The following is an 11,988-nucleotide window of genomic DNA, read 5'->3' on the forward strand; positions in this document are numbered from 1 at the left end:
TCCCGCCTGTCAGGGGCGGGTTTTTTTCGTCTCAAATAAACGCAAACGCGTCGCCAAACAGACGATCTTCACGCGCGCCACGCTCGTTGCAGAACAGGTCGCGGGCAATTTTCGCCATCTCGAAACGACCGGCAATGTAGATATCGTGGTTTACCAGAGTGCCATGATCCTGCAGTACCGCCGTTAACACGGTGCCGCTGCGACCGCGCCAGCCCTCTTCAGGCTGCTCCACCACTGGCTCAACGCGCAGGTTAGGATGGGTCACGCTCAGCGCTTCCAGCTCGGAGAGATCGTAAAGGTGCTTCGACTCACGGCCACCCCAGTAGATGGTGATATCGCGGTCCGGGTTACGCGCCAGCGCCGTCAGCAGGATGGAGCGTGCGTAGGAGAAACCGGTGCCGCCGGCAATCAGGATCAGCGGACGCTCTTCATCATCGCGCAGCCAGGCTTCCCCGTGAGGGATATCAATCTCGATCTCGTTCTCTTTCAGAATGCGATCCATCACCGCCATCGCATACAGGTTGAGCTCTGACGCCCCAATGTGCAGCTCGATAAACTCTTGCTCGTCCGGCGTGGAGGCCATTGAGAAAGGACGCTTATCCCGCTCATCCATCACCACCATCAGATACTGGCCAGCGCGGAAGGAGAACGCCGATTCAGGTACTAAACGGACGCGATATACAGTGTCGGTGATAGCGTCTACCGAGGTCACTTTACAGCTTAAGGTTGTCATTCGCTCTCTCTGTCAGTCGGTAAGTCTATGAGGCTTAACGGTCGGAATCCGGCGTACCGTTATTCATTATGGCCAGTTCATCCCAGATCGCGTCAATTCGCGCAGTCACCTCAGGATCCTTTTTGATCGGTCGACCCCATTCACGTTGGGTTTCGCCGGGCCATTTATTGGTGGCATCCAGTCCCATTTTTGAGCCAAGACCGGAAACCGGCGAGGCAAAATCCAGGTAATCAATCGGCGTGTTTTCAACTAACACGGTATCGCGTGCCGGGTCCATACGGGTGGTGATGGCCCAGATAACGTCATTCCAGTCACGGGCATTGACGTCATCATCGCAAACGATCACAAACTTGGTATACATAAACTGGCGCAGGAAAGACCATACGCCCATCATCACCCGTTTTGCGTGACCCGCGTACTGCTTCTTAATAGTCACCACCGCCAGGCGATAAGAGCATCCTTCCGGAGGCAGATAAAAATCAACAATTTCCGGGAACTGCTTTTGCAAAATAGGCACAAACACTTCGTTGAGCGCCACGCCGAGTACGGCAGGTTCATCCGGCGGACGTCCGGTGTAGGTGGAGTGGTAAATTGCATCTTCCCGCTGGGTAATGTGCGTCACGGTAAACACCGGGAAGTTGTCAATTTCATTGTAATAGCCGGTGTGGTCGCCATACGGCCCTTCCGGTGCCATCTCACCCGCCTCGATGTAGCCTTCGAGGACAATTTCGGCGCTGGCGGGCACTTCCAGATCGTTAGAAATGCACTTCACCACTTCGGTTTTGGTGCCGCGCAGTAACCCGGCAAAGGCGTATTCGGACAGCGTGTCCGGCACCGGCGTCACCGCGCCGAGGATGGTGGCCGGATCGGCACCCAGCGCTACGGATACCGGGAAGCGTTCGCCCGGATGCGCCGCACACCACTCCTGGAAATCAAGCGCGCCGCCGCGATGCGACAGCCAGCGCATGATAAGTTTGTTCTTGCCGATCAGCTGCTGACGGTAGATCCCGAGATTCTGGCGCTCTTTATGCGGACCGCGCGTCACGGTCAGACCCCAGGTGATCAGCGGGGCGGCGTCTTCGGGCCAGCACTGCATGATCGGAATACGCGTCAGATCGACCGCGTCGCCTTCCACAATTTTCTGCTGGCAGGGCGCGCCGCGCAGACGTTTGGTCGGCATGTTCAGCACCTGCTTAAACTGCGGCAGCTTATCAAAGAGATCGCGAAAACCTTTTGGCGGCTCAGGCTCTTTCAGAAAAGCCAGCAGCTTACCCACTTCACGCAACGCGCTGACATCCTCCTGGCCCATGCCCATCGCCACACGCTTTGGTGTGCCAAACAGGTTACAAAGCACCGGCATGGTGTAGCCTTTCGGGTTTTCAAACAGGAGCGCGGGCCCACCGGCACGGAGGGTGCGGTCGGCAATCTCTGTCATCTCCAGATAAGGATCGACAGGAAGGGTAATACGTTTGAGTTCGCCCTGCTTTTCCAGCAGTTCCAGGAAGTCGCGTAGATCGTTGTATTTCATGCAGTTAGTCAAGCTCTCTCTGTAAGCGTTTCATTATACGGCGTAAGACTGCGTGATGCTGTATTTTTGTTAAATTAGCGTGAAGATTCATGCCTTCTTCTGCGTACTGCCATTATAATCAGCTTAGCGATCCCGCCAGGGTTTTGATATGCTTGCCGGCATAACAAGCGGAAAAGAGTCATTATGCAGGCCTGGTATTTACTGTATTGCAAGCGCGGGCAACTTCAGCGTGCTCAGGAACATCTGGAACGCCAGGCGGTGAACTGCCTGACGCCCATGATCACGCTTGAAAAAATGGTCCGCGGTAGACGCACAACGGTCAGCGAGCCGCTGTTCCCGAACTATCTGTTTGTTGAATTCGACCCCGAAGTGATCCACACCACCACCATCAATGCGACGCGCGGTGTCAGCCACTTCGTGCGCTTTGGCGTGCATCCGGCTACGGTGCCCTCTTCCGTCATCCACCAGCTCTCGGTCTATAAACAGCCAGAAGACATTACCGATCCTGATACGCCCTTCTCCGGCGATGATGTGGTGATCACCGAAGGAGCGTTCGAAGGGCTGGTGGCGATTTTCGCTGAGCCGGACGGTGAAGCCCGCTCCATGCTGCTGCTGAACTTACTGAATAAAGAAGTGAAGCAGAGCGTGAAAAATACCAGCTTCCGCAAAGTTTAAAATTCAACGCCAAACAGACGACACACGTTGTCATCCGTCTGTGCAGCCAGCCACTGCGCATCCTCTGTGCGCCAGTGCGCAACCCGCTCAAGGATATGCCCTAAATACGCCGGTTCGTTGCGGCGTGATGCCGGTTTGGGGCTGAGATCGCGCGGCAGCAGGTACGGCGCATCGGTCTCAATCAGTAGACGATCGGCAGGAATAACCGGCAGCAGCTCGCGTAACTCCAGCCCGCGTCGTTCATCGCAGACCCATCCGGTTATCCCCAGATACAGACCGCGATCCAGACAGTCTGCCGCCTCCTGCCGCGTGCCGGTAAAACAGTGCAGCACCGCACCGGGCAGCTTATTCAGCCAGGGTTCCAGCAGCGCCAGAAAACGTTCATGGGCGTCGCGGCAGTGCATAAACACCGGCATCCCCAGCTCTGCTGCCAGCGCAAGCTGGGCGCTGAAGGCGTGTTCCTGCTCGGCGGGGGTCGAGAAGTTGCGATTAAAGTCGAGGCCACACTCGCCGATAGCCACCACTTCCGGCGAGGCGGCCAGTGCCCGCAGCCTGTCTGCGCTTTCGGCCGTCCATTGACTGCTGTCATGAGGATGGACGCCCGCCGTTGACCAGCAACGGTCGTAACGCTGCGCCAGCTGGTGCGCCTGCTCACTTTCATGCAGGTTGGTGCCCGTCAGCAGTAATCCGTTTACGCCTGCGGCGAAGGCCCGGGCGACGACCTCATCGCGATCCTGGGCAAACTGCGGGCTGGTCAGGTTCAGACCGATATCAAACATGCTCGCTCCCATATGACAACCGCCCTGGCGGGCGGTTGATATTACTCTTCTGACTCTTCCTCGTGATCTTCACGTCGCTTGCCGGTATAGAAGCGCGAGAAGAAGACACCCACCTCAAACAGGCAATACATCGGGATCGCCAGCAGGGTTTGCGAGAAAACATCCGGCGGCGTTAACAGCATGCCAACCACAAAGGCGCCCACCAGAATGTACGGGCGTTTTTTACGTAAATCTTCCGGGGTGGTGACCCCTACCCAGCAGAGCAGCACGATGGCAACCGGCACCTCAAACGCCACGCCAAACGCCATAAACAGCGCCATGACGAAGCTCAGATAGCTGGCGATATCGGTTGAAACCTGCACCCCTACCGGCGCGGTATTTGCCAGGAAGCCAAACGCCAGCGGGAAGACCACGAAGTAGGCAAAGGCCATGCCGATATAGAACAGCAGCGAGCTGGAGACCAGCAGCGGGATCACCAGACGGCGTTCATGCTTATACAGCGCCGGGGCGATAAAGGCCCAGACCTGATAAAGGATCACCGGCGCAGAGGCAATCAGCGATACCCAGAAGGTCAGCTTGATCGGCGTGAAGAACGGCGAGGCGACGTCGGTCGCAATCATGGTCGCGCCGAGCGGCATCTGCTTAATCAGCGGCGCAGAGACCACCTGATAGATGTCGTTGGCGAAATAGACCAGGCCTAAAAAAATGAGGCAAACCGCAATAATGCAGTTCATCAGGCGCTTACGCAGCTCGATCAGGTGCGTAATCAGCGGTTGAGTTTCATCTACTGCCATGTTTACGATTTATCACTCGACGAGGAGGACGGCTCAGCGGCGGGTGCAGGTTTCTTCTCTGCAGGCGCTGGCGTCGGTTCTTGTTTTTTGATCACCGGCTCTGAAGGCGTCTGTTCGGGCGCACTGGCCTGGTGTTCAGCAGTGGCAGGCGTCACGCCTTCGTGCTGCGCTTCGTTATCTTTGACCAGCGGATTGCGAATGGTATTGGCTTCATCACTCGATTTTTCCGGATCGTTGACGCTGTAGGAGCGCTTCATGGATTCCGCCGCTTCGCGCAGTTCGTCCATAGAGGCTTTGAGTTCCGGCGTCAGGTTATCCATGCTCGCCTTCTCTACTTTTTTCAGGCTATCCTGAAACTCCTGCAGCTTAAGCTCCTGCGCCAGCTCATTCTGAACCGTTGTCGCCAGCGATCGTAGCGCGCGCACCCAGCCTGCAATTGTTTTGACTGCCACCGGCAGACGCTGAGGCCCCAGAACGATGAGGCCAATCACGAATACCAGCAGCAGTTCGCTAAAACCGATATCAAACACGTATTACACCTGCTCGTTATCGTGGCGTTTAGCATTTTCCTTTTTGACATCGTCTTGTTTATCGGCGATGGATTTAGCAGTGAAATCCGCATCCTGGCTGGATTTATCCTGCTTCTCGTCATCATCTTTGATCGCTTTCTTGAAGCCTTTAATGGACGCGCCCAGATCGGAACCGATAGAGCCAAGCTTTTTGGTACCGAACAGCAGCACGACGATGACGGCAATGATCACTAATTGCCAGATACTGATACCACCCATACATCTTCCTCAGTTGTAGATGATAAATTAATCAGGCCGCATTATACGTTATGCGGCCCTGCGATAGCGATGCAATTCAGCGCGTTTTACGCCATCCCGCCAGCCAGACCACCACGCCGCCGGCCATCAGCCAGGCGGGCATTAACTCCCAGTCAGGGCGGTTTATCAGCAACAGCGTGCCGCTTAACAGCAGCGTGGCGCCAATGCCAAACAGATACCGGGACTGGCCCTGACGCACATGGTTGGTTTGCAGTTCGCGAGCAATTTTATCCACGCTGTGTTCCAGGTTCTTGCTCTGACGCAAACTGTCATACACCAGTTCCGGCAATTCTGGCATTTTTTCAATCCAGAACGGCGCTTTCTCTTTCAGGGAGCGGAACAGGGCAGGCAGACCCACCTGGTCTTTGATCCATGACTCAAGGAAAGGTTTTGCCGTTTTCCATAAGTCTAACTGAGGATAGAGTTGTCTCCCCACCCCTTCAACGTAAAGTAGTGTTTTCTGAAGTAAAACTAACTGCGGCTGCACTTCCATATTAAAGCGGCGGGCGGTGTTGAACAGGTTCAGCAGCACATGGCCAAACGAGATCTCAGCCAGCGGCTTCTCGAAGATCGGCTCGCACACCGTACGAATGGCGAACTCAAACTCTTCAACGTTGGTATCCGGCGGAACCCAGCCGGAGTCGACGTGCAGTTCGGCCACTTTGCGGTAATCGCGGTTAAAGAAGGCGATAAAGTTCTCCGCCAGGTAGCGCTTATCTTCTTTGTTCAGCGAGCCGACGATACCGCAGTCGATGCCAATGTATTGCGGATCTTCAGGATGTTCGTAGCTGACGAAGATATTGCCCGGGTGCATGTCGGCATGGAAGAAGCTGTCGCGGAACACCTGGGTGAAGAAGACCTGCACGCCACGCTCAGCGAGTAATTTCATGTTGGTGCCCTGCTTTTCCAGGGTCGCGACATCAGAGACCGGGATCCCGTAGATGCGCTCCATCACCATCATGTCCTGGCTGCAGTAGTCGGAATAGACTTCCGGCACGTACAGCATCGGGCTGTTTTCAAAGTTACGGCGCAGTTGAATGGCGTTTGCCGATTCACGCAGCAGGTTCAGCTCATCAATCAGCGTCTTTTCATATTCGCGCACCACTTCCAACGGGCGCAGGCGGCGGCCATCCGGCAGCAGGCGCGGCACCCAGCGGGCCAGACGGTAGATAAGCTTCATGTCGGCCCTGATGATTGGCAGAATGTCAGGGCGGATCACCTTGATGACCACCTCTTTGCCATTCTCTTTCAGCCGTGCGGTATGAACCTGGGCAATGGAGGCCGAGGCCAGCGGTTGAATGTCAAAATCATCAAACCAGCTCTCTACCGGGATATCGCCCATCGCTTTTTCGATCTGCTGCTTTGCCAGCCGACCGTCGAACGGGGCAACTTTGTCCTGCAGCAGGGCCAGCTGATCGGCAATCAGGGGTGGGAAGAGATCGCGGCGGGTCGAGAGCATCTGGCCGAACTTGATCCACACCGGACCCAGCTCCTGCAGCGCCAGACGCAGCCGTTCACCAAGCAGCTTGTCTTTATGACGATTTGGCATCCAGAAAAGCGTTTGCCGCCAGAGGCGCAGCGGCAACGTGATGCGCATTCGAGGGATCAACTCATCGAGCCCGTAGCTCAAAAAGGTGCGGATGATAAAATAGAGGCGCCGAATTTCACCTGGCGTCATTTGCCCTCCAGCTTTTCAAGCCGTTTTGTCAGTGCGTCAACCGAACGCTCAACCGCGGCGGTTTCTTCTGCAAACCATGCCGCTTCCAGCGGCCCGGGCGCCATGCGCCACTCTTCGGTAAGCACTTCCGCAGCATAGCGCTGCTGACGCTGAAAACCTTTCTTCAGAAAAGAGGCGCCGCCGCGCAGCACTTTACCGATCCCCTCTGCGGCAATATCGCCCGTCCAGGGGGCCAGCAGCTCGGCCGGATCGAATTCCGCCAGATCGGCCAGCGCAACGAAGTTCTGCACCACCTGAATGTCGCCTTCGACCTCCAGCTCACCGCTGCGGATCAGAGCAGTGAGCTGCTGGCGATCGCGCAGTTTAGGCAGCGTGCTCATATGGGTGATAACGGAGCAGTCCGCCTCGCCTTCCCACTCGCCCAGCACGTCGAGTTGGCGCTCGCTGAAAACCAGCACCAGAGGGGTCGAAAACTCTTTTACCACCACCCGCAGCACCTTGCCGTTCAGCCGCTGACGCGCCGTTTTCAGCGCAGGTGAGCGATACAGAAAAGTATTGAGTACGTTCTCAACGCCCGCTGTGATCAAGGGTTTAAACGGCATTCGCCACCTCCACTCAGAACTTGTAACCGCGATGCAGCGCCACAACGCCCGCCGTCATGTTGAAGTAATTAACATTGTCGAAGCCTGCGTCCTGCATCATGGCTTTCAGGGTGTCCTGGTTGGGGTGCATACGGATAGATTCGGCCAGGTAGCGATAGCTGTCGGCGTCGTTAGCCACCACTTCGCCAATGCGCGGCAGAATGTGGAACGAATAGGCGTCGTACGCTTTGCTCAGCGGCTCAATAATCGGTTTGGAGAACTCCAGCACCAGCAGACGTCCACCCGGTTTCAGGACACGGTACATGGAACGCAGCGCTTTCTCTTTATCGGTGACGTTACGCAGACCGAACGAGATGGTGATGCAGTCAAAGGTGTTATCCGGGAAAGGCAGCGCCTCGGCGTTAGCCTGGACATATTCAACGTTGCCGACCACGCCGATATTGCGCAGTTTTTCACGACCCATTTTCAGCATGGAGTCGTTGATGTCAGCCAGCACAACGCGGCCGGTTTCACCCACCAGACGCGAGAATTTCGCCGTCAGGTCGCCGGTACCGCCCGCCAGATCCAGCACGGTTTGCTCACGACGTACGCCGCTACAGTCAATAGTGAAGCGCTTCCACAAGCGATGAATGCCAAATGACATCAGGTCATTCATTACATCGTACTTCGCCGCCACGGAATGGAATACGTGGGCCACCATGTCAGCTTTCTGCGCTTTAGCGACAGTCTGAAAGCCAAAGTGCGTTGTGTCTTGTGAATCTTCAACCATCTCAGAGCCTGCTTATCAGTCAAATGTACGAGAAGTGTAACAGATTGGGCGCATTTGCCCTACGATTCAACCTCCCCGGGAATAACGCTCCAGGGGGTCTGCCGGTGCGTGAGCATCCGCTAAGGTGTTGTTTGTCTTTTGAACAGCCCCGTCACTGCGCAGCCGGTACTCTTCATCCTGCGCGGTGGCCTGTTCGACCAATTCCGGATTAATCTCGCGTTTAACTTCCACGCCAAGGCTGCGGAAGGATTCGGCCTGTGCCAGCAGGTTTCCGCGCCCGGACGCCAGCTTTTTCATCGCCTGGCGATAGTTCTCCTGGGCGCGATCCAGGCTCTGTCCGACCGAAGACATATCATCGACGAACAGGCGCATTTTGTCGTACAGGCGGCTGGCGCGATCGGCAATCTGCTGGGCATTGCGGCTCTGGTGCTCGTAGCGCCAGAGGTTGGCGATGGTGCGCAGCGCCACCAGCAGCGTGGTCGGGCTCACCAGCATAATGTTGTTTTTCAGCGCCTCGGAGATCAGCTCCGGCTGACGGTCCAGCGCCAGTAAGAAGGCCGGCTCAACCGGGATAAACATCAGCACGTAGTCCAGCGAACGCAGTCCGGGAAGCTGCTGATAATCTTTGCGTCCCAGCAGACGGATATGGTTACGCACCGAGGCAATATGCTCCTGCAGCGCCGCCTCGCGGGTGTAGTCGTCCTCGGCGTTGAAGTAGCGCTCATAGGCCACCAGCGTCATTTTGGCGTCGATGACCACGTCTTTTTCCTGCGGCAGACGGACGATGACGTCGGGCTGCATTCGCGCGCGATTCTCCGTTTCAATGCTGACCTGGGTCTGGTATTCATGCCCTTCACGCAGACCGGAGGCTTCCAGCACGCGAGTCAGCACCACTTCCCCCCAGTTGCCCTGGGTTTTATTGTCGCCTTTCAGCGCTTTGGTGAGGTTGATTGCCTCCTGCGCCATCTGGGCATTCAGCTGCTGGAGATTGCGGATCTCATGGGCCAGAGTGTGCCGCTCCCGCGCCTCCTGGCCAAAGCTGTCCTGCACCTGGCGACGAAAACCGTCCAGCTGTTCACGCAGAGGCGTCAGCAGGCCGTTCAGGCTCTGGCGGTTTTGTTCATCGACACGGCGATTGCTCTGCTCAAAGATGCGGTTCGCCAGGTTTTCGAACTGCTCGCTCAGGCGCTGTTCGCTGTTGATCATCTGGCGGATTTTGTCTTCCGCATGCAGCTGGGTCGATTCCAGGCGGGTGGTGACTTCGCGCAGGTCGGCTTCCAGCGAGGTGTTGATATCCCGCAGATTGCGCAGTTCGTTATTGAGCAGCTCGCACTCGTCGCGCCAGTGCCCGCTTTGGGCAATGTTCTGTCGCAATGCGCTGAGATCGGCCACCATCTCTTCACGTTCGGCCAGCTGATCGGCTTTTTGCTGCGCATGCTGGTAGCTGGCGAACAGCCAGCCCACGCCGACGCTAACCAGCGCAATAACGGCATAAAAAAGGACAGAGATATCCACGACGCCCCCTGCATCAAGGTATGACCCGCACAAAATAGAATTGTGCTGTATAAACGTCCAGTTTGAAAAGAGTTTTCTGCGAGGCGTTACGCAAAGAAAAAGGCCGAACGGGTCGGCCTTTAGCGTAGAAAAGGGGAGAATTACAGCAGGCGGCGGGCCGCTTCCACCACGATTTTCACCGCGTGGCTTTCGGTCTGCTTCATGGTCTCGGCGTTCGGGATCTCTTGCTGAGTCCGGTTAACAATGACACCTGCAACCATACCGGCACGCAGACCCTGGCTTGCGCACATGGTCAGCAGCGTGGCGGATTCCATTTCATAGTTCATCACGCCCATGGACTGCCACTCTTCCATCGAGCCTTTGAAGCGGCTAACCACGCGACCGGAGAAGGTGTCGTAGCGCTCCTGGCCCGGGTAGAAGGTGTCAGACGAGGCGGTTACGCCCACGTGGGTGGTTGCGCCAACGGATTTCGCCGCTTCCACCAGCGCGGTGGTGCACTCGAAATCGGCCACTGCCGGGAACTCCATCGGCGCAAAGTGCAGGCTTGCGCCATCCAGACGAACGGACGCCGTGGTGACCAGCACGTCGCCAACATTGATATGCGGCTGGATTGCGCCGGTGGTACCGATACGCAGGAAAGTACGGATGCCCAGCTGCGCCAGCTCTTCAACGGCGATAGAGGTAGACGGACCGCCGATACCGGTTGAACAGACGATCACCGGTTTTCCGTCCAGCTCTGCGCGCCAGGTGGTGAATTCACGATGAGATGCCAGCTTAACCGGCTTATCCATCAGCGCGGCGATCTTTTCCACACGCTCTGGATCGCCAGGGACGATAGCGAGCGTAGCCCCTTGTAAATCGTTTTTAGTGAGGCCGAGATGAAAAACATCAGACTTAGACATAGAAAACTCCTCTGTGGGTCAGTTTGTCAGCAGAAGCAAAGCGGTACTTTACCGAAGCAAACAGCTTATTTTCGTGACAGACATCACCGGGAATGAAATTGATTGCAGTTAATTACCACAAAAATGTGACTAACATCACATTAACAAGTTATATCGATCACGCTTGCACAAAAGATAGCCTGTTTCGGGCACTGTGGATTGATAACCTGCGGACTATATTTACCTTTGCGCTAATTGGTACGGAGAATGCCATGACTGGAAAAACTGGATTTGCACCTGCTGCTGACCTACAAACGTCAACCGTAGTCACCACCGCCGGCGATGCGATTTCCGCCGGAGAGACCTCCATTCCGACTCAGGGCGACAATATGCCCGCTTATCATGCCCGGCCAAAAGAGGCGGAAGGGCCGCTGCCGATCGTCATTGTGATTCAGGAAATTTTCGGCGTGCATGAACATATTCGCGACCTCTGCCGTCGTCTGGCGCTGGAAGGGTATCTGGCGGTCGCACCGGAGCTCTATTTCCGCCAGGGCGATCCGAACGAGTACAGCGACATCCCCACCCTGTTCAGCAACCTGGTGAGCAAAGTGCCGGACGCACAGGTGCTGGCGGATCTCGATCACGTCGCCAACTGGGCAGCGCGCAATGGCGGCGATCCCCATCGCCTGCTGGCGACCGGCTTCTGCTGGGGCGGGCGCATCAATTGGCTGTATGCCGCGCACAACCCGCAGCTGAAAGCGGCCGTGGCGTGGTATGGCAAGCTGGTCGGCGAGAAGACCCTGAATTCACCGAAGCATCCGGTTGATATTGCCACCGATTTAAACGCCCCCGTGCTTGGGCTCTATGGTGCCGAAGACACCGGCATTCCGCTGGATACCGTCGAGACGATGCGTCATGCCCTGCGGGCGGCAAACGCAACGGCGGAGATTGTGGTCTATCCGGGCGCGGGACACGCGTTTAATGCCGATTATCGTCCGAGCTATCACGAAGAGTCAGCGAAAGATGGCTGGCAGCGAATGCTGGCGTGGTTCCGCCAGTACGGCGGTAAAAAAAGTTAAGCGGCTCACATTTCAATACGCAAAGAGACGTGACCGTTTGACTTTTAATCACAATCCGGACGATATAAAAACCACAGGCGTGTAACTACGATCCGTAGGCAAGACCTGAACCCCCTCTCCGTTTTCGA

At 56.4% G+C, this 11,988-nt stretch carries 13 protein-coding genes; 2 read left to right on the forward strand and 11 right to left on the reverse strand.

Annotated elements, in window-relative coordinates:
- Positions 1–31: 31 nt before the first annotated feature.
- Both fre and ubiD read right to left on the reverse strand, forming a co-directional pair.
- Complete coding sequence (gene fre / locus FHN83_RS10525; protein ID WP_039031181.1) at positions 32–733, reverse strand: NAD(P)H-flavin reductase; 702 nt, start codon at positions 731–733, stop codon at positions 32–34.
- Positions 734–767: 34 nt separating this feature from the next.
- Positions 768–2,261, reverse strand: a complete 1,494-nt coding sequence (ubiD, locus tag FHN83_RS10530) for a 4-hydroxy-3-polyprenylbenzoate decarboxylase (RefSeq protein WP_138370959.1) — start codon at positions 2,259–2,261, stop codon at positions 768–770.
- Positions 2,262–2,444: 183 nt separating this feature from the next.
- Here ubiD and rfaH point away from each other — a divergent pair, with 183 nt between their 5' ends.
- Positions 2,445–2,936, forward strand: a complete 492-nt coding sequence (rfaH, locus tag FHN83_RS10535; protein ID WP_039031183.1) for a transcription/translation regulatory transformer protein RfaH — start codon at positions 2,445–2,447, stop codon at positions 2,934–2,936.
- On the opposite strand, the gene tatD is transcribed toward rfaH, so the two are convergent.
- The 9 genes from tatD to udp form a co-directional block, all read right to left on the reverse strand.
- Entirely contained in the window at positions 2,933–3,715 is a 783-nt protein-coding gene (gene tatD, locus FHN83_RS10540; protein ID WP_139563799.1) for a 3'-5' ssDNA/RNA exonuclease TatD, read from the reverse strand. The genes rfaH and tatD overlap by 4 nt on opposite strands.
- Positions 3,716–3,756: 41 nt before the next feature.
- On the reverse strand, positions 3,757–4,509 hold the full coding sequence (gene tatC / locus FHN83_RS10545) for a Sec-independent protein translocase subunit TatC (RefSeq protein ID WP_039031185.1): 753 nt from the start codon (positions 4,507–4,509) through the stop codon (positions 3,757–3,759).
- Between the two features lie 2 nt (positions 4,510–4,511).
- Positions 4,512–5,039 carry a Sec-independent protein translocase protein TatB gene (gene tatB, locus FHN83_RS10550; protein ID WP_039031186.1) on the reverse strand — a complete coding sequence of 176 codons (528 nt, stop codon included), beginning with the start codon at positions 5,037–5,039 and terminating at the stop codon, positions 4,512–4,514.
- 3 nt (positions 5,040–5,042) lie between these two features.
- Positions 5,043–5,297: a Sec-independent protein translocase subunit TatA gene (tatA, locus tag FHN83_RS10555; RefSeq protein ID WP_039031187.1), complete on the reverse strand. Its 255-nt coding sequence runs from the start codon at positions 5,295–5,297 to the stop codon at positions 5,043–5,045.
- A 76-nt stretch (positions 5,298–5,373) separates the two neighbouring features.
- Positions 5,374–7,014 (reverse strand): ubiquinone biosynthesis regulatory protein kinase UbiB, encoded by a 1,641-nt coding sequence (gene ubiB, locus FHN83_RS10560; RefSeq protein ID WP_039031188.1) that lies wholly within the window; start codon positions 7,012–7,014, stop codon positions 5,374–5,376.
- The gene (gene ubiJ, locus FHN83_RS10565) at positions 7,011–7,616 is read right to left on the reverse strand and encodes a ubiquinone biosynthesis protein UbiJ (RefSeq protein ID WP_138370960.1); all 606 of its coding nucleotides are present in this window, start codon (positions 7,614–7,616) and stop codon (positions 7,011–7,013) included. Before ubiJ ends, ubiB begins: the two co-directional genes overlap by 4 nt.
- Positions 7,617–7,629: 13 nt before the next feature.
- The gene (ubiE, locus tag FHN83_RS10570) at positions 7,630–8,385 is read right to left on the reverse strand and encodes a bifunctional demethylmenaquinone methyltransferase/2-methoxy-6-polyprenyl-1,4-benzoquinol methylase UbiE (protein WP_139563800.1); all 756 of its coding nucleotides are present in this window, start codon (positions 8,383–8,385) and stop codon (positions 7,630–7,632) included.
- A 66-nt stretch (positions 8,386–8,451) separates the two neighbouring features.
- Complete coding sequence (rmuC, locus tag FHN83_RS10575) at positions 8,452–9,900, reverse strand: DNA recombination protein RmuC (protein ID WP_039031191.1); 1,449 nt, start codon at positions 9,898–9,900, stop codon at positions 8,452–8,454.
- A 140-nt stretch (positions 9,901–10,040) separates the two neighbouring features.
- Entirely contained in the window at positions 10,041–10,802 is a 762-nt protein-coding gene (udp, locus tag FHN83_RS10580; protein ID WP_039031192.1) for a uridine phosphorylase, read from the reverse strand.
- A gap of 251 nt (positions 10,803–11,053) precedes the next feature.
- Between udp and FHN83_RS10585 the strand changes: the two genes are divergently transcribed.
- Positions 11,054–11,860: a dienelactone hydrolase family protein gene (locus tag FHN83_RS10585; protein ID WP_139563801.1), complete on the forward strand. Its 807-nt coding sequence runs from the start codon at positions 11,054–11,056 to the stop codon at positions 11,858–11,860.
- Positions 11,861–11,988: the final 128 nt, after the last annotated feature.

This window comes from Leclercia adecarboxylata (assembly GCF_006171285.1).
Taxonomy (GTDB): Bacteria; Pseudomonadota; Gammaproteobacteria; order Enterobacterales; family Enterobacteriaceae; genus Enterobacter; species Enterobacter barmai.

Coding starts and splice junctions, on each gene's coding strand:
- fre (WP_039031181.1), bottom strand. CDS start 733: ATGACAACCTTAAGCTGTAAAGTGACCTCGGTAGACGCTATCACCGAC.
- ubiD (WP_138370959.1), bottom strand. CDS start 2,261: ATGAAATACAACGATCTACGCGACTTCCTGGAACTGCTGGAAAAGCAG.
- rfaH (WP_039031183.1), top strand. CDS start 2,445: ATGCAGGCCTGGTATTTACTGTATTGCAAGCGCGGGCAACTTCAGCGT.
- tatD (WP_139563799.1), bottom strand. CDS start 3,715: ATGTTTGATATCGGTCTGAACCTGACCAGCCCGCAGTTTGCCCAGGAT.
- tatC (WP_039031185.1), bottom strand. CDS start 4,509: ATGGCAGTAGATGAAACTCAACCGCTGATTACGCACCTGATCGAGCTG.
- tatA (WP_039031187.1), bottom strand. CDS start 5,297: ATGGGTGGTATCAGTATCTGGCAATTAGTGATCATTGCCGTCATCGTC.
- ubiB (WP_039031188.1), bottom strand. CDS start 7,014: ATGACGCCAGGTGAAATTCGGCGCCTCTATTTTATCATCCGCACCTTT.
- ubiJ (WP_138370960.1), bottom strand. CDS start 7,616: ATGCCGTTTAAACCCTTGATCACAGCGGGCGTTGAGAACGTACTCAAT.
- ubiE (WP_139563800.1), bottom strand. CDS start 8,385: ATGGTTGAAGATTCACAAGACACAACGCACTTTGGCTTTCAGACTGTC.
- udp (WP_039031192.1), bottom strand. CDS start 10,802: ATGTCTAAGTCTGATGTTTTTCATCTCGGCCTCACTAAAAACGATTTA.
- FHN83_RS10585 (WP_139563801.1), top strand. CDS start 11,054: ATGACTGGAAAAACTGGATTTGCACCTGCTGCTGACCTACAAACGTCA.